Raw genomic sequence first — 26,064 nt, 5'->3', positions numbered from 1 at the left:
CAGGAGTTCTCAGTCGCCCATTGGATCGTCAGTATGTCGCCCGTCCCCCGGACAGATCGAACACGGCGCCTGTGCTGAACGCGCAGGCGCTTGAGCTCAGCCACATGACCTGATCGGCCACTTCCTGCGGCGTTCCGGTCCTGCGCATAGGGCTCTTGGCGATCATGGTCGCGACGTGTTCCGGGCTCATCTGGTCGAGAAGCGCCGTCTGCACCGCGGCGGGCGCAAGTGCATTGACCAGCACGCCGGTGCCGGCGAGTTCCTTGCCAAGCGATTTCGTGAGGGCGATCACGCCGGCTTTGGACGCACTGTAGGCGGCCGCGTTGGGCGTGCCTTCCTTGCCGGCCAGCGACGCGATGTTGACGATCCGCCCCCAGCCATTCGCCTTCAGAAAGGGCACGAGACTGCGGCAGACATGGAAGGTCCCGGTCAGGTTGATATCTATGATGCGCTGCCATTCGGCGGGGTCATAGTCCTCGACCGATCCGGTCGACCCGGCGATGCCCGCATTGTTGACGAGGACGTCGACCTTGCCATGCCGGCCGATCGTTTTCATCGTTGCGTCGGCCACGGAGGACTGATCCGCAATATCGACTTGAACATGGCTGTCATCGGATGCTGCGGCCAGATCCCATGACACCACGGTCGCGCCGGCACGCTCGAACGAACTCGCGATTGCCGCACCAATCCCGTTCAGCCCACCGGTAACGACGGCCACGCGGCCGGAGAAATCGTAGCTTACGTCCCGATCAGTCATATACCCTATCCCGTATTTGACCACATTGTGGTCAATGTCGCCATTTTGTGATCTGCTCACACCAAGGTCGCCAGCGACGCGGAAATTGCGGCCACCGTTTCCTTCACGCGCGCAATACAGTTCGCCGCTCGCTCCTCATCGAACCGATAGATCGGGATCGACAGGCTGACGCCGCCGACAGGGCTTCCGTTGCGATCAACGATCGCGCCACCGAAGCACCGAATGTCGGGCTCGTTCTCTTCGTTGTCGTAGGAGTAGCCATTGGCCCGCGTCTTGCGGATTTCGCTCAGGAGCGCTTCGGGGTCTGTCAGCGTGTTGCGCGTTCGCGGCTGCATGTTGAGATTGGCGATGATCTCGCGGCATTGAAGTTCTGGTAGTGCCGCGAGATAAGCCTTGCCGACCGAGGTCGAGTAGAGCTCGACGCGTGTGCCGATGCGCGACGTCATACGCACCGTTCGTGGGCTTTCAAGCTTGTCGATATAGACCATTCCAGTTCCGCTCGGCACGGCCAGATGAACCGTTTCGCCGGTGGCGTTGCGCAGCGCTTCGATGTGGTCCCGGGCGGCAGAGCGCAGGTCGGAGGTCTCCCAGCTTTTCGATGCGAGAGCGATCAGGCGGTGGCCGAGCTGGTACGTCCGGGAATCCTGCTTCTCCGTGACGAGGCCTTCCGAAATCAATGCCGAGACGATGCGATAGACCGTTCCGCGGGGATAGGGCAGGGCTTTCGTCAGCTTGGCGATATCGAGATCGCCTGGTGCATCGGCGATGGCCTGCAGCACGATCATGAACTTGGAGAACGACGCCGTTCCCTGAACTGCGCGGCCAGCCTCGGGGGCCGGTTTTCCTGTCGAGTCAGCCAATCAACGAACTCCTCTCACTCAACTCTTGACACGTCATATCGTGCTTGTCGATAATGTGGGCACATTGTCCACAATATGGACGATCAGGTCAACCACCCGATGACAATCTGCGGGTGACCTATCGGGAGGAGAGCCGATGGCAGCCGACAGTGCCAGCGCGCAGGTCGCGGACAAATGGACGCCTTATCGCAAGGCGCAGCCAGCGGAATCTCCGCCGGAACTGGTCATTCCGGATGCCGTTCCGAAGGATGAGCGCGTCTGGGTGCCGGTCGAGGAAAATGTCTGGTTCCGGCCGCTGTTGATGTGCGCATCGCGCGGCTACTGGATGAACCTTCTGAAGGTTCGCAAATCTGGCGTTCTGTCACGGCACCGCCATCCCTTGCCGGTGCATGGCTACGTCATCAAGGGGCAATGGCGATACCTCGAGCACGACTGGGTGGCGACCGAGGGCGGCTATGTCTACGAGGCGCCCGGCGAAACCCATACGCTGGTCGTCGACGAGCATGTCGAGGAAATGATCACGATGTTCCAGGTGAACGGCGCGATGATCTATGTCGACCCGGACGGCAACACGACCGGCTTCGACGACGTCTTCACCCGCATCGACAAATGCCGCGCGCACTACGCGAAGAACGGCCTTGGGGCCGAGTTCATCGACCAGTTCATACGTTGATTGGAGGCGGCCGGCGCGGGAGGAGATGCGCGAGGCCGCCGGCCATGTTCGAGCTTTCTGGGAGGAAACATGAGCTTGTTCGGCACAATGCCGCGATCTGGCACTGACAAGCGGACGCATGATGACGGTCGCTGACGAAACCGCCCCTTTTTCGCCGGTTCCCTACCAGCGCACATGGCAGGCGTTCAAGTTCGTCGCGCCGCTCATTTTTCTGGTCGTTGTGTGGCAGGTGGTCGTCACGGTGTTCAGCGTCAATCCGCGCATTTTCCCCGATGTGCCGACCGTTGCACGCGCGGGCTGGGGCACGATCGTGGACGGCTCGCTGTTCGCCCATGTCGGCGCATCGCTCTGGCGGGTGACGGTCGGGACGGTCCTCGCGATCCTGACGGCTGTGCCGCTCGGCATCGCGATGGGCGTCAGCAAGCCCGTATCGGATTTCCTGACGCCTCTGTTCCGCTTCTTTTCGGTCCTTGCCGGCATCGCCTGGATTCCCATCGCGACGCTCTGGTTCGGCTACGGCTTCGGCGCGATAACCTTCGTGATCTTCAATGCCGTCTTCTTCGTCGTCGCCTACAACACGCTGCTCGGCGTATCGACGATCCCGATGCCGCTGCGCCACGCCGCGGCGTCTCTCGGCACAAGCCGCTGGCAGATGCTGAAGGAAGTGCTGTTGCCGGGCGCGCTGCCCAATATCGTGATCGGTATCCGCACGGGGATCGGCTTCGCGTGGCGCGGCCTCATCGCCGCGGAGATGATCGCGACCAATGTCGGCCTTGGCTACATGCTGTTTTTGGCCCGCGACTTCTACCGCACCGAAATCATCGTCTTCGCGATGATCGTCATCGGTCTCATCTGGCTTCTTCTCGACCGGCTTCTGCTCGCGCCTCTGGAACGCGCGACCATCGAACGCTGGGGATTGGTGCAGCGGACATGACCGCGATCTACACGATATGGGGCTATTACGCCCGCTGGACCGCGCGCTGGCCGGCAATGGCCGCCTTCGTGCCATTCGTTCCGCTGATCGCGGCGTGGGGCTTCATCGCCTGGCTCGAAATCTTCCCGCCCGTGTTTCTGCCGGGGCCGGTGGAGGTGGTCGAGCGTGCGTGGACCTTGCTCTACAAGGGCATCCTGACCGACTATCTCGCCGACAGCCTGTCGCGACTTGCCGTCGGTGCGGCCGTGGGCATGTGTATCGCGATACCGCTCGGCGTTCTGATCGGGCTGAGCCGCAGGGCGCACGATTTCGCGTGGCCGATCCTGCTCTTCTTTCAGGCCATCGGCGACATCGCATGGCTGCCGATCCTCCTGGTCTGGTTCGGTTTCGGCCTGACGACCATGACGTTCGTCATCGTCTACACCGTGCTGTTCCCGGTCGTTCTCAACACCGTTCTGGGCATTCGTTCGGTCAAGCCGGAACTGCGTCGCGCAGCGCAAAGCCTCGGCGCCTCGAAGCCTCGCATCTTGCTCGAGGTGACGCTTCCCGGCGCACTGCCGAACATCATCACCGGTCTGCGCAACGGTCTTGGCTATGGCTGGCGCGCGCTGATCGCGGCCGAGATCATCGTCGGCACGAGCGGCATCGGCTTCCTCATGTTCGATGCCCGTCGCGCCGGCTCGGTCGAGGAGATCGTGGTCGGGATGATCGTGCTCGGCATCCTTTGGTACATCGTCGATAGCTGGTTCCTCGCGCCGATCGAGCGCGCGACGGGACAGCGTTGGGGGCTCGTGACGTCATGAAAAGCCTTGCTCTGGAAAACCTTTCCAAGACCTATTTCGACCCGTATCGCGGCACCCAGCACACGGCCATCAAGGACGTGTCGCTGAAGGTCGACGAAGGGGATTTCGTCGCGGTGGTCGGTCCGTCGGGGTGCGGAAAATCGACCATCCTCAACATGATCGCCGGCTTCGTGCCCACCTCCGGTGGTCGCATCATGGTTGGCGGCCGCGAGGTGAGGGGGCCGGGTCCGGATCGAGGCGTTGTGTTCCAGTCCTTTGCCCTTTTCCCGTGGAAGACCGTCGCGGAGAACGTGACGTTCGGACCTAAGATGCGAGGGGCGAGCAAGGAAGAGCGGGCAAAAATCGCGGAGGAGTATCTGGCGCTGGCCGGGCTTTCCCATGCCGCCGACCGCTACCCGAACGAACTGTCCGGCGGCATGCAGCAGCGCGTCGGCGTCGTGCGGGCACTGGCGAACAATCCAGACGTGCTGTTGATGGACGAGCCGTTCGCAAGCGTCGACGCCCAGACACGGATGACCCTCCAGGAAGAGCTGACCAAGATCTGGGAAGAGCGGCGCCCGACGGTCATCTTCATCACCCATGACGTCTCGGAAGCGGTGTTCCTGGCCAACAAGGTCGTGGTTCTGTCCAAGGGGCACGTCCTCGAGGAAGTGGACATCCCGCTGAAAAGGCCGCGGGTCTGGGATGACCTTGTCGAAGACGAAGCGTTCAAGACGCTGTCGAACCACGTTCTGCAACTGGTGCGGCGCGCATGAGCATGTGGCGCGACGCATTGGGCTCGACACGTGGCAAGGTCGTGATGGGCGTCGTCGCGGCCATCGTCGCCTGGCAGGTGTGGCTGTCGGTGGCGGCTGCGGGAAAGCTGGCCGACGGCATTCCGCAGGAAGGGCGACGTGTCGACGTTCTCGTCACGCTGCCCTTTGCGCCGGAACGGTTCCACATTCAGAAATTTCAAAGTCTGGGCCGGGTATCCGGCGCCAGCGGAAATTCCGTGCAGGTGCGCGGAGTCAACCGGGCGGACTTGAGGAAGCTCGCGAGGCCCTTTTGGGTCGAGCGGGTGGAGCCGCTCACATGAGGAGGAGAAACTGATGATAAGGCGACTGGCATTAGCCGTCGGCCTGGCGCTTGCCTTGCCTTTGGCGGCAAACGCCCAGGACGACGACCTCGTTGAACTCAGCGCCGGCATGGTGTCCGGCATCGATCAGCTCGGACTTGCGATTGCGCTCGAGCAAGGCTTCTTCGAAAAGCATGGCCTCGACGTAAACATCGCCAACCCATACGCGACCGGCGTCGACGCGCTCAATGCGCTGCAGGCGGGCGAGGTGGACCTCGTACAGGTAGGCGTGCCGATGATCGGAGCCGTGATCCGGGGAATGGATCTCGTCGCGCTGGGCAATTACAGCGGCAATGCCGCGCAGCTCGGCTCCGACACGACGATGGCGCTTGTGGCGCGCGAAGGGTCCGAAATTTCGGGCGACGACCTGTCGACGTTGAAGGGCAAGCGGATCGCGGCATCCTTCGGCACGATCAACCACCTCTACATCCTGGCGCTCATCGAGGCGGCGGGCCTGACGGTCGACGACGTCGAACTCGTCAATACGCCGCCGCCGGACATGACCGTCGCCCTTCTGGCCGGCGGCATCGACGCCTTCGTCGGCTGGGACCCCTGGCCGATCGTCGCGCAGAAGGACGTGCCCGGCGCCTATCAGGTGATCCGGGGCGGCAACCACATCTCCTATGTTGGCTTCAATGTCGGCATGCGCGACTGGATCGCGGAGAATGGCGAAACGATCGAGAAATTCCTCGCCGCCGTCTCCGAAGCCGACCAGTGGATGCGGGCCAATCCGGCAGATGCGGCGCAGGTTGCGACACGCTGGATTCCAGGTCTTGACCCGGCGGTCGCCGAAGAGGCGATGGAATACAATGTGCAGCAGGCGGACCGGCGTTTGTCGGCAAACAACTATGCTGCCTTGCACGCGGCGGTCGAGCGTTTGAACCGGCTGGGCTTCATCGAGGAGACTTTCGACGTCAACGAGCACATCGACGCGACGCACATCGTCAAGGTGATGGCCGAGCAGCCCGAATTGTTCTCTGACCTTCCGGAAATCCCCGAGGATGCCCGGATCGGCGAAGGCTATGCCTTTCAGCCGTGACCGGTAAACCCGTCCCGCCGTCTTCGGGCGGCGGGACACCGCCCACCCCACGCTTGGCGAATCAGGAAGAGACGGAAAATGGATCTCGGCATCAAGGGCAGGACCGCAATCGTTTGCGGCGGATCGAAGGGACTGGGCCGAGGCTCGGCGGAAAAGCTCGCGGAAGCCGGCGTTGCGATCGTGCTGAACGCTCGCTCGCAAGGGCCGCTGGAGGAAGCCGCCGGGCAGATATCCGGGCGATACGGCGTATCGGTCGTCCCTGTCGCGGCGGACGTCACCACGCCGGAAGGACGCGCCAAGCTTCTTGAGGCGGCACCCGACCCGGACATTCTCGTCAACAATGCCGGCGGCCCACCCCCCGGCGTCTGGAGCGAGTGGGGCGAGAAGGAATGGCAGGACGCGATCCGCGCCAACATGCTGACGCCGATCCATCTCATCACCGCGGTGCTTCCCGGAATGATCGAGCGAAAGTGGGGGCGGATCGTCAACATCACCTCCGGCTCGGTCAAGGCGCCCATTGCAGCGCTCGGCCTGTCGGGCGCTGCGCGCAGCGGTCTGACGGGCTTCGTTGCCGGCACGTCGCGGCAGGTCGCCCGCCACGGCGTCACCATCAACAATCTGCTGCCCGGACAACATGAGACCGCACGTATCGAATCCCTCATGAACTCAACGGCTAAGACCAAGGGGATATCGGTCGATGAGGCGCGACAGGAGGCGTATGCGGCCAACCCGGCCGGGCGCTTCGGGACCATCGAGGAATTCGGCGCAACCTGCGCGTTCCTGTGCAGCGCCCATGCGGGCTACATCGTCGGCCAGAACATCCTACTGGATGGCGGCGCCATCAACGCGACGTTCTGAAGGTGATCTCCAGCGTGAAAGACAGGCCCGCGATGCATGACGCCGAACCCTTGAACGCCGATTGGGCACGGCCGTTCTTCACCGGCAAGACAGTGCTCGTGACCGGCGGAACCTCCGGGATCGGCGCCGCGATCGCTGCCGGTTTCGCCCAAGCGGGCGCGTTTGTGACCGCGACCGGCGCCACGGAGAGCGAAGTCGAAAGCGCCCGGAATGCCCATGTGGGATCTGGCATCGCCTTCGCCCCGCTCGACGTGCGCGACCGCACCGCTGTCGAGCGTCTCGTCTCCCGCTTCGATGCGCTCGATGTCGCTGTCAATTGCGCAGGCGTCATCCGGCGCGGCGATGAACTCGACCCCGATGTCTTTGCTTCGGTCGTGGATATCAACCTGACAGGCTCGATGCGCGTCTGCGCAGCCGCACGGCCTCTTTTGGCAAGGTCGGGCTGTGGCGCGATCATCAATCTCGCCTCGATGCTGTCCTTTCAAGGAGGAGGCCTCGTGCCCGGCTATTCGGCAAGCAAGGGAGGCATCGCGCAGATGACGAAGTCGCTCGCCATTGCCTACGCCGCGGACGGCATTCGCGTGAACGCGGTCGCACCCGGATGGATCGCGACGGCCCTGACGAAAAACCTGCGCGACGACCCTGCACGCAGCGATGCGATCATCGGGCGCACGGCGATGAAGCGCTGGGGAGAGCCAGGCGACGTCGTCGGCGGCGCACTGTTTCTGGCATCGCCCGCCGCGTCGTTCGTCACAGGCGTGATCCTGCCGATCGATGGCGGCTACCTCGTCACCTGACATTTTCTGACCTTTGGACACCGCGAATACCATGAACATCATCACCTATCTGACGACGATCCATTTTGGCGCAGGCGCGCTCGCTTCCCTTCCAGACGCCATGCGCGACGTGAACATGGCCAGGCCCCTCATCGTCAGCGACAGAGGCATCGCGGCGTCGGGATTGATCGACAAGTTGACGGCACTTCTGCCGGCAGACCCGGCGCTGTTTCTCGACGTGCCGACCAACCCCACCGAAAGCGCGGTCAAGGAAGCGCTCCAGCTCTATCGCGAAGCCGAGTGCGACGGCGTCATCGCGTTTGGCGGCGGCTCGCCCATCGATCTGGCCAAGGGCGTGGCGCTGCTGGCGACCCATGACGGCGAACTCGAGCATTACGCCGCGATTCTGGGTGGCATCCCTCGTATCACCCCTGCCGTCGCGCCGCTGATCGCCATCCCCACCACGGCGGGAACCGGCTCCGAAGTGGGCCGGGCGGCGCTCATCACGCTGGAGGACGAGCGCAAGCTCGGCTTCATCAGCCCGCATCTCATTCCCAAGCGGGCGATCTGCGACCCGGAACTGACGCTTGGGCTGCCTCCGAGCCTGACCGCGGCAACGGGACTGGACGCGCTGTCGCACTGCATCGAGACCTATCTGTCGCCACGCTTCAACCCGCCCGCCGAGGCGATCGCGATCGATGGCTTCGCGCGGCTTTGGAACGCGCTTCCCACGGCGTTCGCCGATGGCGCCAATCTCGAAGCTCGCACGGAGGTCATGATGGGCGCGCTTCAGGGTGGGCTGACCTTCCAGAAGGGCCTCGGTGCGGTCCACGCCCTCAGCCACGCGCTTGGTGGCCTCAAGGCGCTCAAGCTTCATCACGGCACGCTCAACGCGATCCTCATGCCGCCGGTCCTGCGCTGGAATGCCGAGGAGGCAGCCGGCAAGATCGCCCGGCTTGAAGCTGCCATCGGGCTTCCCGCCGCCACGCCTTTGGCAGACGCGCTCGACGCACTCAACGCGAGGCTCGGCACGCCGCGGACATTGTCCGAACTCGGCGTCACGCGCGAGGTGTTCGACTGGACATGCGAGCGCGCTCTAGCCGACCACAGCCACCAGACGAACCCGCGCGCTCTTTCCGGTGCGGATTATGCAGCCATCCTCGAAAGCGTGATGTGACCCCACGGGAGGTGTCACCCGCTTGCGATCTCAACCTTCAAAGGCTCGATCATGACTTACGGATTTCATCACGTTCACATCAAGACGCATGACCCGAAGGGCGTGGCGGACTGGTTCGGCACGGCGTTCGGCTTCGAGATCGTGATCGATGCCGAAAGGGCGAGCGGAGACCGGATCAACCGCTGCGCGCTCGGCGCCAATCAGCCGCCATTCATCGTCATTACCAGCCCGGTCCCGGGTCAGGACCTCCCAGAGGGTCGCACGCATCAATCGCTGGGTCTGGAACATTTCGCAATGACGACGGAGGACGTCCCAGCGGCTGCCGATCGGCTTGTCGAACTAGGGGCGGTCCTCGTCGACGGCCCCACCACCGCACCGGACGGCACCGTCATGGCATTCCTGACCGTCCCCGGTGACGTCCGTATCGAACTGGTGCATTTCCCGACCGGAGTTTGAGTCGAAAATCCCTGCTGCGTCCGGCGTCACCCTGCGCAGCGGGACGCCGAGAAACGGCCTCCGGCGCCAAGCGTCTGAGCGGATTCGCTAAGATACAGAGAGAATTTCGATCTCGTGCGGTCCCAGACGTGCGACATCGCCAACGCTCTTGCCGAGCAGCGCCACGGCGACGGGTGATCCGTCCGATATCGTTCCCTGCGACGGGTTCGCCTCGTCCTCACCCACGATACGGAATGTCTGAACCCTTCCATCGTCACGTTCGAACGTCACTGTATGGCCGAATGCGATGACGTCGTTCGAAGAGGGTTTCGGACGCATCACCGCCGTTCGTAGGCGCTCGGCGTAGTAGCGCACGTCGCGAAATGGCACCGCCGACTGCCGGCGCCTTTCGTTGACATCTTCAAGCGAGGACGCAGCATCGAGGTCCTTTCGCGCTCGCTCCAATTCGGTTTCAAGGATCTTGAAACCAGCCTCGGTGACGAAATTGGGCCGATCCGATATCGGGCGTGCGGGCAGGACGGTCTCGGATGCTGCCTCTGCGCTTTCTTCTTTGACGAACGCGACGCTCATCGGGTCACACCTCCTGCGGATACCTTACCTATTTGGTTGGACCGCGATTGCCATTCAAGGCGCATGCGCCGCGCAGATCAGATTCCTCCTGCGCACGCGGAACGCGGCTCCGTTCAGGATGTGGCTCCTAGTCTGTCCGATGGGCTTCCACGGCTGGGAGCGCTATGCGCGCATCGCGCGCGGCTTGAGATCTCGGCCAGCGCGCAGGGCTATGTCTCGGCGGTGGTGCAGCTCGGCGCGACGCCGATGCGGGGTCTATGTCCGCCACACTCGCGGCGGAATTGATCGACCGAAAACAGAATGCGAATTGATTATGGCGGAGAGAGAGGGATTCGAACCCTCGAGACGGTTTCCCGCCTACACACTTTCCAGGCGTGCGCCTTCGACCACTCGGCCACCTCTCCGGCGTGTCGCGGCGAGCATCTCGCGCGGCACGGCGCTGATCTAGTCGATTGCAGCGGGCTTGTGAAGTCCTTCGCGCCGGGAAAGAGGATGGAACGGACATTTCGTCGGCACAGTGCGCCGGTGACGGGAATTGTGGCCTGTCGCATTGCGTCGGACGACGGCTTGGCCTAGCTGCAGATGAGGGTCGCTTCGCCGGCCACGTCATGCATGATAAGGGTGGCGCATGGGTTTCCTGCTTCGTCTCGTCTCTTCGTTCTTTCTGGCGCTCGGCGTCATCGTCGCCGTCATCGACGCCGCCCGCTCGATCGCGGCGACGGCGCCGCTTGCGACGCCGCTCGTCGATGCGGCGCGGTCCGCGGGGATCGACCTGGAGGCATTGTTGGCGGGCATCGCGCCGGCAGGAGCGTTTGCCGACGCCTGGACGTCGATCACAGTCGCGATACTGTCGGGCCCCGCCATCTTGGTTTTCGCCGGCCTCGCCCTCATATTCTACGCCTTGGGCTATCGGCGCCGTCGCGATCCGCGCGGTGCCCTGCACGCATGAGCGGAAGACCGCTCGAAGGAGTGAAACGATGTTCTTTCTGGGCGACGTCCTCAACAAGAAGCTGAAACTGCCGAGCCCGTCCGAGGCGCTGCCCGGCCGCGCGAACGCGATTCCGACCGCGGCCAGCCATTATGTGTCCGGCATCGCGCAGAAGTCCGAGGCGCCGGACGGATTCGAGACGGTCTATTTCGGCATGGGCTGCTTCTGGGGCGCCGAGCGTCTGTTCTGGCAGACGCCGGGCGTCTGGCTGACGGCGGTCGGCTATGCCGGCGGCATCACGCCCAACCCCACCTACCAGGAAACCTGCACCGGGCTGACCGGGCATGCCGAGGTCGTCAAGGTGATCTACGATCCGAAGCAGGTATCGCTCGGCGAGCTGCTGCGCATCTTCTGGGAAAGCCACGACCCGACGCAGGGCATGCGTCAGGGCAACGATGTCGGCACCACCTACCGTTCGACGATCTACACCACGACCGATGCCCAGTTGCAGGCGGCCGAGGCTTCGAAGGCGGAATACGAGCGTGCCCTCAAGGCGAAGGGGCTCGGCCGCGTGACGACGGAGATCATGGCGGCGCCGGTCTTCTATTATGCCGAGGAAGACCACCAGCAATATCTGGCCAAGAACCCCTATGGCTATTGCGGGCTGAAGGGGACCGGCGTGGCCTGCCAGGTTCCGGCAGGCGCGGCCGCCGCGGCAGGTTGAGCCGGACGGCCCCGCTTTTCGCCTCAGGGCAACGGAAGCATTCATCCTGTTATCCAAAAGGTCAAAAATTCCGCGTGAATTTTGTCCGCCTGCATGCAAGAGTGATGCCCGAGCGGGGGATACCCCGCCGATCCGGCGTGCGGGGTCACCCGTCGCGCCGGCACCAGGCAAAAACAACCGACAGGGTGTGGATCACGATGAAGCGTATGGTTCTTGGCCTTCTGGCCGCAACAGCATTGACCGTTCCGGCCTTTGCCCAGGACGAAATCAGCCCCGGCCTTCTTTTCGATCTCGGCGGCAAGTTCGACAAGTCCTTCAATGAAGCCTCGTTCGGCGGTGCCGAGCAGTTCAAGGAAGAGACCGGAACCGAATATGTCGAGTTCGAGATCTCGAACGAGGCCCAGCGCGAGCAGGCGCTGCGCCGCTTCGCCGAGGACGGCCGCAACCCGATCGTGATGGCCGGCTTCAACTGGGCCGCCGCGCTCGAAGTGGTCGCCGAGGAATATCCCGAGACCGACTTCGCCATCATCGACATGGTCGTCGACAAGCCGAACGTCCGCTCGATCGTCTTCAAGGAGCAGGAAGGCTCCTACCTCGTCGGCATCCTCGCCGGCATGGCGTCCGAATCCGGCACGGTCGGCTTCGTCGGCGGCATGCAGGTTCCGCTGATCGGCAAGTTCGAATGCGGCTATGTCGGCGGCGTCAAGGCGGCCAATCCGGACGCCAACGTCATCCGCAACTACACCGGCGACACCCCGGCCGCCTGGAACGATCCGACCCGTGGCGGCGAGATCACCCGCAACCAGGTCGACCAGGGTGCGGACGTCGTCTACCACGCGGCCGGCGGCACGGGCGTTGGCGTTCTGCAGGCTGCGGCGGATGCCGACATTCTCGGCATCGGCGTCGATTCCAACCAGAACGGCATGCATCCCGGCTCGGTCCTGACCTCGATGATCAAGCGCGTCGACGTCGCCGTCTACAACGCCTTCATGGACGCCAAGAACGGTTCGTTCGACTACGGCATCCAGAATCTCGGCCTCGCCGAGGATGGCGTCGGCTACGCCGTCGACGAGAACAACGAGGAACTGATTACGGACGAGATGGAAGCGGCGGTCGAAAAGGCCAAGGCAGACATCATTTCCGGCGCGGTCGAAGTCCACGACTTCATGACCGACAACGCCTGCCCCTACTGATCGGGCGCGGCTGATCGTTGAAGACCGCCGGGCGCATCGCCCGGCGGTTTTCGTTTGCGGGGGTGTCAGGTTGGCCCATGCGAATAGCCCCCTTGGAAAGCGACAAGCGCTGTTTGCCCCGATAGGAAAGCCGCGAAACCACCCGCCGGAGCCCGGTCCTTGCAAAGCCTTCCCGACAGACCCCTGCGCATTGCTGCCATCGTCCTGCTCCTGGCGACGGGTGTCTTCACCGGCGCTCAGCTTGCCAAGACCGCGCCGCTGATCGGCTGGTATGTCGAGACGATCGGCATGACGCTCGTCGAGGCCGGCTGGGTGACGGCGCTGATCGGCATCTTCGTCGCGCTCGCGGCACTGCCGGCCGGCTTCGCCATCGCCCGCATGGGGCCGCAGCGCGCCTTCGTCGTCGCCTCCGCGATCATCGTTCCGGGCGGATTGATCCTCGCGGCGACCACGTCGCCGGGCCTGATCTTCGCCGCGCGCATGATCGAGGGGCTCGGCTATGTCGTTCTGTGCGTCGGCCTGCCCTCGCTCCTGACGGCGATTTCGCCGCCGACCTGGCGCGGCCCTGTACTGGCGATCTGGAGCGGCTTCGTGCCGCTCGGTTATGCCTCGTCCGACGTGCTGGCGGGCCTGATCGCTCCGGCCTTCGGCGCGCAAACCTATCTGCTTGTCGTCATCCTGCTCTTCGCCGCGCTGGCGCTCGCCTCGAACGTCGTCCTGCGCTGGCTGACGGGCGTGCCGGCGGATGCCGCGCCTGCGCCTGCGGGCGCGTCGGGCGTCTTCAGCGTCAGCATCGTGCTCGTCGCGCTCGCCTTCGGCGCCTTCGTGCTTCAGTCGGTGGCGCTCTTCACCTTCATGCCGACCTTCGCATCGGTTCCCGGCGCGCTTCTTTTCGCGCCGGCGCTGGTGGCTCTCTCAACGCCCATCGGCAATGCGCTCGCCAGCGTCCTCGTCGCCGGGCGCACGGCACGCTTCATGATGGTTCTGGGGATTGCCGCCTTCATCGTGACCGCCGCCGCCGCCTACTTCGCCTTCGTGTCGGGAGGCGCGTTCGCGGCAAGCTGGGGGGCGGTGACGATGGCGGTGGCGAGCGGCGTCGTCGCCTCGGTGCTATTCGCGGCGATCCCGTTTCTGGTCGCGCGGCCGCAGGCGGTTCCCGCCGCCATCGGCCTCGTCAGCCAGGCGGGCGGACTTGCGACGCTGGCAAGCCCGCCGCTTGCCGCCTTCATCATCGAGCGCGCCGGTTGGACGGGTTATGGCTGGTTTCTGGTGTTCGCTGGCCTTGCCGGCGCGGCGATCCTGCTGCCGCTCATCGCGGCGGGGAAACGGCGAGCCCCTTGACCAGGATCGGCCCGAGCGGCCGGCCGGCCGAGGATCGCGGCGCATCCTCGAGCGTGATCTCGTAGAGCTGGTCGGGCCGCGGCGCGGGCAGGTCGGGGCCGGACAGCACCGCCTCGCGCGACGACGCCATCGTCCCGAGCGAGACCGGCCCGACATCGGCGTCGAACAAGGTCCACACTTCCAGCACCTTGCCGGCGGGCACTTCGAAATCCGTCAGCGGCAGGATGCGGACGCGGTCGTCGGCATAGGCTTCCACCAGCGCGCCGGGCACGTCCTGCTCGTTGAGGAGCACGACGACGACTTCGGGGTCCCGGGCCGTGACCGAGGCCTGGCCGATTACATAACCAAGCGCGCAAGCGGCGAGCATGGTCGCGGCAAGCGCGGTGCCACGCGCGCCGCGGAAGAAACCGGACATCGGGCGCTTGAGGCCGAGCGCGCCGTGGCGGTCGGGCGGCGTCAGCGGGACGCCTGCAGCCGCCATGTCGGACCGGACGAGTTCGAGGCGGGTCTGCTGCGTGACACCGGCGACTTCGGCCGCGATGCGCGACCACAACCCTTCGGCGACGGGCTCCTGCGCCTGCCCGTCGAGCGCTTCGAGGCGCGAGGCGAAGGACCAGACGGCATCGCGGAACTCGGCGTCGATCGTCAGGTCGCGCTCGGCGCGCGCGCGCTCGGTCTCGTCCATCAGGCCGAGCACATAGTCGCCGGCGCGCATGTTTCGCTCCTCGCGGCTCATGAAAGGCACTCCTTGAGCGAAGCGACGCCGCGCCTGATCCACGCTTTGACGGTGCCGACCGGCGCGCCGAGATGGGCCGCGATCTCGCCATGCGAGAAGCCGACCACATAGGCCATGACGATGGATCGCCGGCGCTCGGGCTCGAGTTGCGCAAGGCAGCGCTTGAGGTCTTCGGCCTCCGACAGGTCGGCATAGGCGGTATCCGCCTCCGCCGCGCGGTCGCCAAGCGTGGCGAGCTGGTCGGCGTCGTGGAAGTCGAGCCGGCCGCCGTCGCGAATGATGTTGAGCGCCCGGTGGCGTACGATGGTCGTCATCCAGGCGCGCGCAGCGCCGCGTTCATGGTCGAAGAGCGCGGCCTTGCGCCAGATGGTAACGAAGGCCTCCTGCACGACTTCCTCGGCAAGTTCGCGACGACGCACGATGCGCTTGGCGATGGCGATCAGGCGGCCGGCTTCGAGATCGAAGATGGCGGCCAGCGCCGATCGATCCCCACCCGCAACCCGGCGCATCAACGTGTCGCAATCTTCCATACGTGCATCCAATGCGAGAGCTCCCCGAGTCGCCTTTTCGCGCACTTTACACGCCGGGACGTGCGTTCCGATGCGGATGCGAGAAAAAAATTCGAGGCGCTGCATCCAGAGCGCCCGCCGGCGGGTAAGGACCTCGGAGGACCTGTGCGTCCCGGTGCGTATCGCCGGTGTGTCGCGCGCCTCTCCGAGAAACGTTTTTTGGAACGCCAACAGGAGAACCGTCAATGTCCATTCATCTCACCCGCATCGCCCTTGCCGCCAGCGTCGCCACCTTCGGCCTCGCATCCGCCGCGATTGCCGCGCCTGCCGTCGGTCTCGTCGGCGACAAGACGCTCGTCTGGTTCGACACCGATGCGCCCGAAGTGTCGAACACGGTCGAGGTCGAGGGCGTCGACAGCCTCATCGGCATCGATGTGCGGCCGGCCGACAACATGCTCTACGGCGTCGCCGGCGACGGCACGATCGTCACCATCGACCTCGAAACCGGTGCCGCGACAGCCGGCGAAACCCTGTCCGAAATGCTGCCTGACGGCATCGCCGGCATGGTCGACTTCAACCCGGTCGCCGACCGCATCCGCGTGATGGGCACCGACGGCACCAATCTGCGCGTCCACCCGGACACCGGTGAGACGACCGTCGACGGTTCGCTCAACTTCGAGGCCGGCGACGAGAACGCCGACGCGACGCCGAACGTCGTCGCCACCGCCTACACCAACTCGGTCGGCACGCCCGAGGCGACCGCGATGTACGACATCGACGCAGGTCTTGGCGCCCTACTGCGCCAGACGGCACCGAATGACGGCACGCTGGCGACCCTCGGCGCGCTCGGCATCGAGGGCGCGGAAACCTTCGCGCTCGACATCCAGGCGACCGCCGAAGGCGAGAACACCGCCTGGCTCGTCGCCGGCAACGGCCTCTACACGGTCGACCTTGAAACCGGCGCGACCGAGATGGTTGCCGAGATCACCGGCGCCGAAGGCGACATCCGCGACATCGCGATCCTGCCCGCGATGTAATCGTCGGAAGCGATGGGATCATTCTGTTCGGCGGACCGAGCAGAAGAGAAAGGCCGGGTTCGCCCGGCCTTTTTCGTCTAAAAGTGCCGCCCCCTCCACGGCCTGCGGGGCAGCTGGCCCGAAGGGACGGAGGGGGCGCTCCGCTAATAGTGCGGCGGCTTGGTGATCGGCACGTCCGGCGCCGACTGCTCCTCGAGCGCCAGGAACCGGTGCGTCAACGCGTCGAGCTTCTTCTGCATCCGTTCGATCACCTGCCACTGGCGCGCGACCTCCGCCGACAAATCCTCGATCGTCCGCTCCTGTTCGGCGGCGAGCGTTTCGAGCTGGACGATGCGGTCTTGGCTCATGATGCGATGCTTTCGAGAAGGGTGCGCAAGGCCGGATCGAGCGGTGCAGGGCGGCGCGTTCCCGCATCGACATAGACATGGACGAAGAAGCCTTCCGCCGCGGCCTCGTCCTCATCGTTGCGGAACAGCCCGATCTCGTAGCGCACCGAGGAATTGCCGAGCTTGGCGACGCGGATGCCGGCATGGATCGTGTCCGGAAAGGCCATTTCGGCGAAGTACCGACAGCCCGTCTCGACCACGAGGCCGATCTGCGAGCCCCTGTATATGTCGAGCACGCCGTTCTCGATCAGCCACCCGTTCACGGCCGTGTCGAAGAGGGAGTAGTGCACCACATTGTTCATGTGGCCATAGGCGTCATTGTCCATCCAGCGCGTGGTGATGGTGCGGAAGGTGCGATAGTCGGCGCGGGTGGAGCGGGTCAAAGGAAGGCACCCCCCTCTGTCCTGCCGGACATCTCCCCCTCAAGGGGGGAGATCAATCGCTTTGGCCGCTCCGCCTCTCCGGCAGCCCAACGAACTGGGTGGAGTGGCTGTGACAGGGTGATCTCCCCCTTTGAGGGGGAGATGTCCGGCAGGACAGAGGGGGGTGAGCGACGTCCAAACATAGAACTCACCACGCCGCCCGATAGATCGCCAGAGCATCAGTTTCCGACACCGGGCGCGGATTGTTGACCAAGAGGCGCTGCTGCTTCATCGCATCCGACGCCATCTTTGCCAGTGCGTCCTCGCCGATCCCCACATCGCGCAAGCGCGTCTGCAGCCCGACGCGCTTCGACAGCGCCGCCAGTTCCTCGATGAAGGCCGCGCAGCGTCCTTGAATGCCTTCTTCACGGTCGAGCGCAGGAAAGCAGTCGCCCGCGATCTCGGCATAAAGATGCGCCGCATCCGGCGCATTGAAGTGCAGGACATGCGGCAGCACGAGCGCGTTCGACAGGCCGTGCGGAATGTGGAACGTACCGCCGATCGGATAGGCGAGCGCGTGGACGGCAGCGACGGGCGAATTGGCGAAGGCCTGGCCGGCGAGCATCGAGCCGAGCAGCATCGCGCCGCGCGCGTCGCGGTCCTGCCCGTTGGCGATCACCTTTTCGATATTGGCGCCGAGGAGGCGCAGGGCCTCGCGCGCAAGCATCTTCGACAGCGGATTGTTGTTGGCGCTCTTCGAGGCATAGGCCTCGATCGCATGGACCATGGCGTCGATGCCGGTCGCAGCCGTGATCGCCGGCGGCAGGCCGAGCGTCAGGTCCGCATCGAGGATCGCGACGTCGGGCAGGATGATCGCGCTGGAAACGCCGCGCTTTTCCTCTTCGCCGACCGTGATAATGGAGACCGGCGTCACCTCCGATCCCGTCCCCGCAGTTGTCGGGATCAGAACGAGCGGCAGGCGCGGCCCCTTGGCCTGCGCGACGCCCCAGGCCTCATTGAGGTCTTCGCCTGAGCCGATCAGCAGTGCGGCGAGCTTGGCGACGTCGAGCGACGAGCCGCCGCCGAAGCCGACCACCCCGCTCGCGCCGCGTCCGGCCTCGACGGCCTTCATCAAGGTCGCGCGCGACGGATCGGCCTCGACCTCGCCGAAGATGGTGACCTCCACGCCGGTGGCCTTCAGCGACGCGATAGCAGCGTCAGCGAGACCGATCTTGAGGAGACCGGGATCGGTGACGAACAGCACGCGGCCGCCGAGCCGCTTGCCGGCGATCTCGCCGAGCCGCGCGGCGCTGCCGGGCTCGAAGACGATCGATGCAGTGGTGTTGAAGGTGAAGGGGGAGAGGGATGTTGCTGTCATGGGCGCGAAAGTGCCAAGCGGTCCGGCGCTTGTCGAGTGACAAAGCGTCAACTGCCCGCATTTGCAGGCCGGATGCGCTCATGCTAATTCCGAAGTTTGACCAAGGCGTCCAGACGGAAATCCTGCATGTCCGAAGCTGCGATCGAACTTGTCGGCATCAACAAGAGCTTCGGCCCGGTTCATGCCAACAAGGATATCGACCTCAACATCAAGGCCGGCACCATTCACGGTATCGTCGGCGAGAACGGAGCCGGGAAATCGACGCTGATGTCGATCCTCTACGGCTTCTATCAGGCCGATTCCGGCGAAATCCGAGTTGGCGGCAAGCCGGTGGCGATCACTAGCTCCAACCACGCGATCGCGCTTGGCATCGGCATGGTGCACCAGCATTTCATGCTGGTTCAGAATTTTACCGTGCTGGAAAACATCATCCTCGGCGCCGAAGGCGAGGCGCTGCTCAACTCGTCCATCTCCAAGGCCCGCTCGGAACTGAAGCGGCTGGAGAAGGAATACGGCCTCGACGTCGATCCCGATGCGATCATCGAGGACCTGCCCGTCGGCCTGCAGCAGCGTGTCGAAATCCTGAAGGCGCTCTACCGCGGCGCCGATATTCTGATCCTCGACGAGCCGACCGGCGTTTTGACGCCGGCGGAGGCAGACCACCTTTTCCGCATCCTCGCCCAGCTCCGCGCCGAGGGTAAGACAGTGGTGCTGATCACGCACAAGCTGCGTGAGATCAAGGCGATCACCGACAATGTCTCGGTCATGCGCCAGGGCCAGATCGTCGCGACGCGCAAGACCGCCGAGACGACGGTTGAGGAACTGGCCGAGCTGATGGTCGGCCGCCGCGTGCTCCTGCGCGTCGAAAAGGGCGATGCGCGGCCGAGCGACGTGAAGCTCTCGGTGCGCAATCTCACGGTCGTGGACTCGCGCGGCGTCAAAGTCGTCGATGACGTCTCCTTCGACGTGCGCGGCGGCGAAATTGTCGGCATCGCGGGCGTTGCCGGCAATGGCCAGTCGCAGCTTCTGGAGACGATTTCCGGCATCCGCCCGGCCGTCTCCGGCACCGTCATGCTCGACGGCAAGCCCATCGACGTCACCGGCGCGGCCGATCCGGGCGAATTGCGCGACCGCGGCCTCGCCCATGTGCCGGAGGACCGGCACTATGTCGGCCTCGTCCTGCCGTTCGAGGAATATGAAAACTCGATCCTCGGCTATCACGACCGGCCCGAATATCTGAACGGCCCGTTCCTCAACATCGAGGCGATCCGCGCCGATGCGAAGAAAAAGATCGGGCAATACGACATCCGTCCCGGCAACGAGCGGTTGAAGACGGCGAATTTCTCCGGCGGCAACCAGCAGAAGATCGTGCTCGCGCGCGAGATGGAAAAGGACCCCGGCGTCCTCATCATCGGCCAGCCGACGCGCGGCGTCGACGTCGGCGCGATCGAATTCATCCACAGGCGCCTGATCGACATGCGCGACCAGGGCAGGGCGGTCCTGCTCGTCTCGGTCGAACTCGACGAAATCCGCTCGCTCTCCGACCGCATACTGGTGATGTTCGACGGCCGCGTGGTCGGCGAGCGCTCCGGCGAAGCGACCGAAGGCGAACTCGGCCTCCTGATGGCCGGCATCGACGGCAAGGAGGCCGCCGAATGATTGCGCCTGGCCGTTCGGTTAGACTGTTCTTGGTGGACGGCGTTCCCAATGGCGTGATGACGGCTGAGGTCGTTAATTGGACGGGCCATTTGCTCCTTGCCCCCCGATCACGCCTTGCCGAAGTGATGCAGCGCGCCGAGGCACAAAAGACAGGAGTCTATCTGCTCTTTGGCGACATTGTGCAGATTGGAGATCCACGACCGGTCTATGTTGGCGAAAGCGACAACGTGGGTCGGCGAATTCTTCAGCATTCCAAGAATGAAGATCGAGAATTTGAAAAATTCTGCATTATCACAAGCAAGGATCTGAACCTCACAAAGGCACATGCGCGCTTCTTGGAAAATCGTTTGTCAAATCTCGCGCGGAATTCGGGTCGGGCTTACGTTCAAAACGTAATTGACCCAGCAGTAGGTATACTTTCTGAGTCTGATGTCGCCGATATGGAGTACTTCGTCGAGCAGATTCGATTAGTATTGCCAGTTTTAGGATTTGACATTCTTCGTGATAAGTTTGTCCCGCCAAGCATCAGCAGTAAAGAGGTTGTGCGAGAGAACGAGACAAAAACTGAAATAGTGCCGCTTGTGCTGAGGCCAAGTCGAAAGGGTTTACATGCGACAGCCGTCGAGCGCGACGGTGAAATAATCGTCCGGAAGGGATCGCTTGCCGAGTTGAGCCCTGAGTTTGCCATGAATCAATACGCGTCGCTTCGTGAGCGGTTGAGACATGAAAGAAAGCTCGTTCCCAATAGTGACAATACGTTTCTCGTTTTTGAGGAAGACGTTTTGTTCGCCAGTCCGAGTGCTGCTGCTGCTGTCATCTATGGTCGAAATGCCAATGGGCGCACAAGCTGGATGGTGGCAGAAATGAATCGAACGCTGAAATCCCATCAAGAAGATCGACAGGCCGCCGAATGAGCGTACCTTATGCGAAGTTGCCCGCCTGGGCCGATTACGGGCTGATCCCGCTGATCAATGTCGTCGTGGCCTTCGCGGTGGCCGGGCTCGTGGTGCTTCTGGTCGGCGAAAGCCCGGTCGAGGCCTTTACCTACCTGATCGAGGGTGCGTTCGGGCGCGGGCAGAACATTGCCTACACGCTCTATTATGCGACCAGCTTCATCTTCACCGGCCTCGCCGTCGCGGTCGCCTTCCATGGCGGCCTGTTCAACATCGGTGGCGAGGGGCAGGCCTATGTCGGCGGGCTGGGCGTCGCGCTCGTCTGCCTGTCGCTCGACGGCATCCTGCCCTGGTGGATCAACTTCCCGCTGGCGATCCTCGGCGCGGCGCTGATGGGTGCGCTCTGGGCGTTCATCCCCGCCTATCTTCAGGCCAAGCGCGGCTCGCACATCGTCATCACGACGATCATGTTCAACTTCATCGCCGCCAGCCTGATGGTCTATCTCCTGACGACCGTCCTGAAACCGGCCGGCTCGATGTCGCCGCAGACCCGCACCTTCCTCGATGGCGGGCAACTGCCGAAGCTGAACTTCGTCTTCGACTGGTTCGGCGCCTCGGTGCGGTCCTCGCCGCTCAACATCTCCTTCCTTTTGGCGTTGCTCGCCGCTTTCCTCGTCTGGCTCCTAATCTGGCGCACGAAGCTCGGCTACGAGATCCGCACGCAAGGCTTTAGCCCGAAGGCGGCGCGTTATGCGGGCATCGGCGAGACGCGGATCGTGCTCGTCACCATGCTGATTTCCGGCGCGCTGGCCGGCATGATGGCGCTGAACCCCGTGATGGGCGACGCCAACCGGCTGCAACTCGATTTCGTCACCGGCGCCGGCTTCGTCGGCATCGCAGTGGCGCTGATGGGCCGCTCGCATCCGGCCGGTATCATCCCGGCGGCGATCCTCTTCGGCGTGCTCTATCAGGGCGGCGCGGAAATCGCCTTCATGATGCCCTCGATCAGCCGCGACATGATCATCATCATCCAGGGCCTGGTGATCCTCTTCGCCGGCGCGCTGGAGCATATGTTCCGGCCATCCCTGCAGGCGCTGTTCGCCTCGATCTCGCCGCGCTCCGGCGCGGGCGAAGCCGCCGGCCAGAAGGGAGCCTGAGATGGATCAAGCCTTCGTCGTCCTGATCCAGATTCTGGACTCTACCATCCGCCTGTCGATTCCGCTGATGTTCGCCTGCCTCGCCGGTCTTTATTCCGAGCGCGCCGGCGTGTTCGACATCGGCCTTGAGGGCAAGATGCTGGCCGCCGCCTTCGCCGGTGCAGCGGCAGCCGCCGTCTATGGCTCGGCGTGGATCGGCCTTTGCTTCGCCGTCATGGTCTCGGTCGCGCTGGCGCTCGTCCACGGCTTCGCCTCGATCACCAATCGCGGCAATCAGATCGTCTCGGGCGTCGCCATCAACTTCATCGCCGCGGGCACCACCGTCATTCTCGGCCAGGCCTGGTTCGCGCAAGGCGGGCGCACGCCGTCGCTCTCCGCCGAAACGCGCTTCACCGGCGTCCACCTGCCCTTCGCGCAGGAGCTGCGCGAAGTCCCGGTCGTCGGCTACATTTACTACGAGCTGATCTCCGGCCATTCGATGCTCGTCTATCTCGCCTTCGCGACCGTCGCCTTCACCTGGTGGGTCCTGTTCCGCACGCGCTTCGGCCTGCGCCTGCGCGCAGTCGGCGAAAACCCGGCCGCCGTGGACACCGCCGGCATCTCGGTAACGTGGCTGCGCTATCGCGCGGTCATCTGCACCGGCATCCTGTGCGGCTTTGCCGGTGCCTATCTTTCGATGGGCCTTGGCGCGGGGTTCGTGAAGGACATGACGGCCGGCCGTGGATACATCGCGCTCGCCGCGCTCATCTTCGCCAAATGGAAGCCGGTGCCGGCCATGTTCGCCTGCCTTCTCTTCGGCTTCCTCGACGCCGTCTCGATCCGCCTTCAGGGCTCGCCCCTGCCGATCATCGGGCCGGTGCCGACGCAGTTCATGCAGGCGCTGCCCTACGTGCTCACCGTCATCCTCCTCGCCGGCTTCATCGGCAAGGCCATCCCACCACGCGCCGGCGGCGTGCCATATGTGAAGGAGCGGTGATGTCGAAGGACCTCTTCGCCGCCGCCCGCGCGGCGATGGCGCATGCCTATGCGCCCTATTCGAAATTCCCGGTCGGCGCGGCGCTTTTGACGACCGATGGCCGCGTCTTCACCGGCGCGAACATCGAGGTCGCGTCCTATCCGGAAGGCTGGTGCGCCGAGACGACCGCCCTCGGCCATTATGTCATGGCCGGCGGCGGCAAGCTGGCCGAGATCGCCGTGGTCGCCGAGAAGATGGATCGCATCACGCCCTGCGGCGGCTGCCGCCAGCGGCTCGCCGAGTTCGCCGATCCGCAGACCAAGCTGCATTTGTGCGACCAGAACGGCATCGTCGAGACGGTCACCATGGCCGAAATCCTGCCCTTCGGCTTTCGCGGAGACACGCTGAAATGACAGAAGCCGCTGCCCGCCTGAAAGAACGCCTCGCCGGCCGCGCGCCGCAGATCGCGCTCGTGCTCGGCTCCGGCCTCGGCGGCCTCGTCGACGAGGTCGAGAATGCCGTGCGCATCCCTTATGGCGAATTACCGGGCTTTCCGCAGAGCGGCGTCACCGGCCATGCCGGCCAGATCGTCGCCGGCGACCTTTCCGGCCGTCCGGTGCTGATGCTCGCCGGCCGCGCGCACTATTACGAGCACGGCGACGCCGCCGCCATGCGCCCCGTTCTCGAAACGCTGGCCGCCATCGGCATCGACAAGTTGCTCCTGACCAATGCGGCAGGCTCGCTGCGCCCTGAAATGGCGCCCGGCTCGGTGATGATGATCACCGACCACATCAATTTCTCCGGCACCAACCCGCTCTTCGGCGAACGGACCGACCGCCGCTTCGTCGGCATGACCGAAGCATACGATCCGGGCCTGCGCGCGGCGATCGAGCGCGCGGCGAAGACGACAGGCACCGAACTCCACAAGGGCGTCTACATGTGGTTCTCCGGCCCGTCCTTCGAGACACCGGCCGAAATCCGCATGGCGCGCGTCTTCGGCGCGGACGCGGTCGGCATGTCGACCGTGCCGGAAGTCATTCTTGCGCGGTTCCTGGGCCTGCGTGTGGCGGCCTGCTCGGTGGTGACGAACCTCGCTGCCGGCATGACGGGCGGGGAATTGTCGCATCAGGAAACGAAAGACATGGCGCCCTTGGGCGGCAAGCGTCTGGCGGCGATCTTCAAGGCGATGTTTGCGGATGAGGTGTTGGATGACTGAGATGGCGGTGCGAGACACCCCCCTCTGTCCTGCCGGACATCTCCCCCTCAAGGGGGGAGATCAAGCACGTCGCCCTAGCGCCTGCGCCCAAAAGTTCAGCGCATCGATGACGAGACTGATCTCCCCCCTTGAGGGGGAGATGCCCGGCAGGGCAGAGGGGGGTGACATGGCGGTCACCTTGCCGAACTAACCATGCTCCCCCAGGAAATCATCCGCAAGAAGCGCGACGGCATCGCGCTCTCCGCGGCCGAAATCTCCGCCTTCGTCGACGGTCTCTCGAAAAACACCTTTACCGAAGGCCAGGTCGCCGCCTTCGCGATGGCGACCTATCTCAACGGCATGAGCCGCGACGAGGCCGTTTCGCTGACGCTCGCCATGCGCGATTCCGGCCATGTGCTCGACTGGTCGGACCTGCCCGGCCCGGTCACCGACAAGCATTCGACCGGCGGCGTCGGCGACAATGTCTCGCTGATGCTCGCACCCATCGTCGCGGCCTGCGGCGCCTATGTCCCGATGATTTCCGGACGCGGGCTCGGCCACACCGGCGGCACGCTCGACAAGATGGATGCGATCCCCGGCTACCGTTCGCAGCCCGATGAGGCGCTGTTTCGCCGAACCGTCAAGGCGGCCGGCTGCGCGATCATCGGCCAGACAGCGGACCTCGCGCCCGCCGACAAGCGCTTCTATGCGATCCGCGACATCACCGCGACGGTCGAATCCGTCCCGCTCATCACCGCGTCGATCCTGTCGAAGAAGCTTGCGGCCGGACTGAAATCGCTGGTGCTCGACGTCAAATGCGGCAACGGCGCCTTCATGGCCTCGCTGGACAGGGCGTCGGAACTCGCGACCAGCCTCGTCGAGGTGGCGAACGGCGCCGGCCTGCCGACCACGGCGCTCATCACCGACATGAATGCCCCGCTGGCCTCTGCCGCCGGCAATGCGGTGGAGGTGCGCAACGCCGTCGAATTCCTCACCGGCGCTCACCGCGACCGGCGTCTTGAGGATGTCACGCTGGCGCTTGCAGCGGAAATGTTGATGTCGTCCGGCATCGCATCGACACCGCAGGAAGCGACGGCGCGGGCGCAGGACGCGCTGGCATCGGGTGCGGCGGCGGAACGTTTTGGCCGGATGGTGGCGGAGCTCGGCGGGCCGGCCGATTTCGTCGAGAAGATGGACGGCTATTTGCCGAAAGCTGCCGTCGAACGCCCGGTGCTGGCCGGGGAGGCGGGCTTTGTCGCGGACATCGCCACGCGCGATATCGGACTTGCCGTCGTGGAACTGGGCGGCGGGCGCCGACGCGCGGAAGACAAGGTCGACCCGACCGTCGGCATTACGCGGATCGTCATGCCGGGCGAGCGAGTGGAAAAGGGCGCGATGCTCGGTCTCGTCCACGCCCGCAGCGAATTCGAGGCGGAACAGGCGGCGGAGATCCTGCGCCGGTCGATCCGGATATCGGCTGAACGCTCCACCATGCGGGATACGGTCCTGCAACGGGTCGCGACGAGACCCTGATATAGTCCCGTCAGCGCGAGGCTACCCCCACCCTTTATCCCTCCCCACAAGGGGGAGGGAG

At 64.5% G+C, this 26,064-nt stretch carries 30 protein-coding genes and 1 tRNA gene; 22 read left to right on the top strand and 9 right to left on the bottom strand.

Translation table 11 applies throughout. The features are described from left to right. Window positions 1-28: 28 nt before the first annotated feature. Together ALII_RS0108120 and ALII_RS0108115 are read right to left on the bottom strand one after the other, a co-directional pair. The gene (locus ALII_RS0108120) at window positions 29-757 is read right to left on the bottom strand and encodes an SDR family NAD(P)-dependent oxidoreductase (RefSeq protein ID WP_024586822.1); all 729 of its coding nucleotides are present in this window, start codon (window positions 755-757) and stop codon (window positions 29-31) included. Window positions 758-813: 56 nt separating this feature from the next. Continuing rightward, window positions 814-1,617: an IclR family transcriptional regulator gene (locus tag ALII_RS0108115; RefSeq protein ID WP_051375804.1), complete on the bottom strand. Its 804-nt coding sequence runs from the start codon at window positions 1,615-1,617 to the stop codon at window positions 814-816. 136 nt (window positions 1,618-1,753) lie between these two features. Between ALII_RS0108115 and ALII_RS0108110 the strand changes: the two genes are divergently transcribed. From ALII_RS0108110 to ALII_RS0108065, 10 genes are all read left to right on the top strand, one after another. Then, a complete protein-coding gene (locus ALII_RS0108110; RefSeq protein WP_024586821.1) occupies window positions 1,754-2,290 on the top strand; it encodes a 2,4'-dihydroxyacetophenone dioxygenase family protein in 537 nt (178 codons plus the stop codon). 121 nt (window positions 2,291-2,411) lie between these two features. After that, window positions 2,412-3,224: an ABC transporter permease gene (locus ALII_RS0108105; RefSeq protein WP_173401402.1), complete on the top strand. Its 813-nt coding sequence runs from the start codon at window positions 2,412-2,414 to the stop codon at window positions 3,222-3,224. Next, a complete protein-coding gene (locus ALII_RS0108100; RefSeq protein ID WP_024586819.1) occupies window positions 3,221-4,027 on the top strand; it encodes an ABC transporter permease in 807 nt (268 codons plus the stop codon). The genes ALII_RS0108105 and ALII_RS0108100 overlap by 4 nt, the downstream gene beginning before the upstream one ends. Then, entirely contained in the window at window positions 4,024-4,782 is a 759-nt protein-coding gene (locus ALII_RS0108095) for an ABC transporter ATP-binding protein (RefSeq protein WP_024586818.1), read from the top strand. The genes ALII_RS0108100 and ALII_RS0108095 overlap by 4 nt, the downstream gene beginning before the upstream one ends. After that, entirely contained in the window at window positions 4,779-5,102 is a 324-nt protein-coding gene (locus tag ALII_RS0108090) for a hypothetical protein (protein ID WP_029660320.1), read from the top strand. Before ALII_RS0108095 ends, ALII_RS0108090 begins: the two co-directional genes overlap by 4 nt. 13 nt (window positions 5,103-5,115) lie before the next feature. Next, on the top strand, window positions 5,116-6,180 hold the full coding sequence (locus ALII_RS0108085) for an ABC transporter substrate-binding protein (protein ID WP_029660319.1): 1,065 nt from the start codon (window positions 5,116-5,118) through the stop codon (window positions 6,178-6,180). A 78-nt stretch (window positions 6,181-6,258) separates the two neighbouring features. After that, a complete protein-coding gene (locus ALII_RS0108080) occupies window positions 6,259-7,038 on the top strand; it encodes an SDR family oxidoreductase (protein WP_024586816.1) in 780 nt (259 codons plus the stop codon). Between the two features lie 32 nt (window positions 7,039-7,070). Then, complete coding sequence (locus tag ALII_RS0108075; RefSeq protein ID WP_024586815.1) at window positions 7,071-7,835, top strand: SDR family oxidoreductase; 765 nt, start codon at window positions 7,071-7,073, stop codon at window positions 7,833-7,835. Between the two features lie 31 nt (window positions 7,836-7,866). Next, the gene (locus tag ALII_RS0108070) at window positions 7,867-8,991 is read left to right on the top strand and encodes an iron-containing alcohol dehydrogenase (protein ID WP_024586814.1); all 1,125 of its coding nucleotides are present in this window, start codon (window positions 7,867-7,869) and stop codon (window positions 8,989-8,991) included. 51 nt (window positions 8,992-9,042) lie between these two features. Continuing rightward, on the top strand, window positions 9,043-9,447 hold the full coding sequence (locus ALII_RS0108065; protein WP_024586813.1) for a VOC family protein: 405 nt from the start codon (window positions 9,043-9,045) through the stop codon (window positions 9,445-9,447). Window positions 9,448-9,534: 87 nt separating this feature from the next. Here ALII_RS0108065 and greA read toward each other — a convergent pair whose 3' ends face one another. Both greA and ALII_RS0108055 read right to left on the bottom strand, forming a co-directional pair. Next, a complete protein-coding gene (greA, locus tag ALII_RS0108060; protein ID WP_024586812.1) occupies window positions 9,535-10,017 on the bottom strand; it encodes a transcription elongation factor GreA in 483 nt (160 codons plus the stop codon). Between the two features lie 314 nt (window positions 10,018-10,331). Next, window positions 10,332-10,421 (bottom strand) — tRNA-Ser (locus ALII_RS0108055). Window positions 10,422-10,645: 224 nt separating this feature from the next. On the opposite strand from ALII_RS0108055, the gene ALII_RS0108050 reads away from it, so the two are divergent. The 4 genes from ALII_RS0108050 to ALII_RS0108035 all read left to right on the top strand — a co-directional run bounded on the left by ALII_RS0108050 (window position 10,646) and on the right by ALII_RS0108035 (window position 14,203). Next, a complete protein-coding gene (locus ALII_RS0108050; protein ID WP_024586811.1) occupies window positions 10,646-10,966 on the top strand; it encodes a hypothetical protein in 321 nt (106 codons plus the stop codon). A 28-nt stretch (window positions 10,967-10,994) separates the two neighbouring features. Then, window positions 10,995-11,669 carry a peptide-methionine (S)-S-oxide reductase MsrA gene (msrA, locus tag ALII_RS0108045; RefSeq protein ID WP_024586810.1) on the top strand — a complete coding sequence of 225 codons (675 nt, stop codon included), beginning with the start codon at window positions 10,995-10,997 and terminating at the stop codon, window positions 11,667-11,669. Between the two features lie 197 nt (window positions 11,670-11,866). Beyond that, entirely contained in the window at window positions 11,867-12,862 is a 996-nt protein-coding gene (locus ALII_RS0108040) for a BMP family ABC transporter substrate-binding protein (RefSeq protein ID WP_024586809.1), read from the top strand. Between the two features lie 159 nt (window positions 12,863-13,021). Next, window positions 13,022-14,203 carry an MFS transporter gene (locus ALII_RS0108035; protein WP_024586808.1) on the top strand — a complete coding sequence of 394 codons (1,182 nt, stop codon included), beginning with the start codon at window positions 13,022-13,024 and terminating at the stop codon, window positions 14,201-14,203. On the opposite strand, the gene ALII_RS21605 is transcribed toward ALII_RS0108035, so the two are convergent. Both ALII_RS21605 and ALII_RS0108025 read right to left on the bottom strand, forming a co-directional pair. Then, window positions 14,172-14,939 (bottom strand): anti-sigma factor, encoded by a 768-nt coding sequence (locus ALII_RS21605; protein WP_024586807.1) that lies wholly within the window; start codon window positions 14,937-14,939, stop codon window positions 14,172-14,174. The two genes, ALII_RS0108035 and ALII_RS21605, sit on opposite strands and share 32 nt — an antisense overlap. Then, window positions 14,936-15,481: a sigma-70 family RNA polymerase sigma factor gene (locus ALII_RS0108025; protein WP_024586806.1), complete on the bottom strand. Its 546-nt coding sequence runs from the start codon at window positions 15,479-15,481 to the stop codon at window positions 14,936-14,938. Before ALII_RS0108025 ends, ALII_RS21605 begins: the two co-directional genes overlap by 4 nt. A 212-nt stretch (window positions 15,482-15,693) precedes the next feature. On the opposite strand from ALII_RS0108025, the gene ALII_RS0108020 reads away from it, so the two are divergent. Beyond that, complete coding sequence (locus ALII_RS0108020; protein WP_029660316.1) at window positions 15,694-16,485, top strand: DUF4394 domain-containing protein; 792 nt, start codon at window positions 15,694-15,696, stop codon at window positions 16,483-16,485. Window positions 16,486-16,628: 143 nt separating this feature from the next. Here the strand turns inward: ALII_RS0108020 and ALII_RS0108015 are convergent, their stop codons facing one another. The 3 genes from ALII_RS0108015 to ALII_RS0108005 form a co-directional block, all read right to left on the bottom strand. Then, window positions 16,629-16,832 carry a SlyX family protein gene (locus ALII_RS0108015; RefSeq protein WP_024586804.1) on the bottom strand — a complete coding sequence of 68 codons (204 nt, stop codon included), beginning with the start codon at window positions 16,830-16,832 and terminating at the stop codon, window positions 16,629-16,631. After that, complete coding sequence (locus ALII_RS0108010; RefSeq protein WP_081718935.1) at window positions 16,829-17,197, bottom strand: thioesterase family protein; 369 nt, start codon at window positions 17,195-17,197, stop codon at window positions 16,829-16,831. Before ALII_RS0108010 ends, ALII_RS0108015 begins: the two co-directional genes overlap by 4 nt. A gap of 244 nt (window positions 17,198-17,441) precedes the next feature. Beyond that, entirely contained in the window at window positions 17,442-18,611 is a 1,170-nt protein-coding gene (locus ALII_RS0108005) for an iron-containing alcohol dehydrogenase (RefSeq protein ID WP_024586802.1), read from the bottom strand. A 126-nt stretch (window positions 18,612-18,737) separates the two neighbouring features. Here ALII_RS0108005 and ALII_RS0108000 point away from each other — a divergent pair, with 126 nt between their 5' ends. From ALII_RS0108000 to deoA, 7 genes are all read left to right on the top strand, one after another. Next, entirely contained in the window at window positions 18,738-20,270 is a 1,533-nt protein-coding gene (locus tag ALII_RS0108000) for an ABC transporter ATP-binding protein (protein WP_024586801.1), read from the top strand. Beyond that, window positions 20,267-21,184: a GIY-YIG nuclease family protein gene (locus ALII_RS0107995; protein ID WP_029660315.1), complete on the top strand. Its 918-nt coding sequence runs from the start codon at window positions 20,267-20,269 to the stop codon at window positions 21,182-21,184. The genes ALII_RS0108000 and ALII_RS0107995 overlap by 4 nt, the downstream gene beginning before the upstream one ends. Then, entirely contained in the window at window positions 21,181-22,320 is a 1,140-nt protein-coding gene (locus tag ALII_RS0107990) for an ABC transporter permease (RefSeq protein WP_024586799.1), read from the top strand. The genes ALII_RS0107995 and ALII_RS0107990 overlap by 4 nt, the downstream gene beginning before the upstream one ends. Window position 22,321: 1 nt before the next feature. Continuing rightward, window positions 22,322-23,296, top strand: a complete 975-nt coding sequence (locus tag ALII_RS23085; protein ID WP_024586798.1) for an ABC transporter permease — start codon at window positions 22,322-22,324, stop codon at window positions 23,294-23,296. Then, complete coding sequence (cdd, locus tag ALII_RS21885; RefSeq protein ID WP_024586797.1) at window positions 23,296-23,688, top strand: cytidine deaminase; 393 nt, start codon at window positions 23,296-23,298, stop codon at window positions 23,686-23,688. Before ALII_RS23085 ends, cdd begins: the two co-directional genes overlap by 1 nt. Further along, the gene (locus ALII_RS0107975) at window positions 23,685-24,491 is read left to right on the top strand and encodes a purine-nucleoside phosphorylase (RefSeq protein ID WP_024586796.1); all 807 of its coding nucleotides are present in this window, start codon (window positions 23,685-23,687) and stop codon (window positions 24,489-24,491) included. The genes cdd and ALII_RS0107975 overlap by 4 nt, the downstream gene beginning before the upstream one ends. 192 nt (window positions 24,492-24,683) lie before the next feature. After that, a complete protein-coding gene (gene deoA, locus ALII_RS0107965; protein ID WP_024586794.1) occupies window positions 24,684-26,003 on the top strand; it encodes a thymidine phosphorylase in 1,320 nt (439 codons plus the stop codon). Window positions 26,004-26,064 lie beyond the last annotated feature (61 nt).

Origin of the sequence: Aliihoeflea sp. 2WW, from assembly GCF_000497755.1 — a bacterium.
GTDB lineage: Bacteria > Pseudomonadota > Alphaproteobacteria > Rhizobiales > Rhizobiaceae > Aliihoeflea.
The sequence above is the reverse complement of the archived record's forward strand: the minus strand, read 5'-3'. Positions and strand labels throughout refer to the sequence as shown.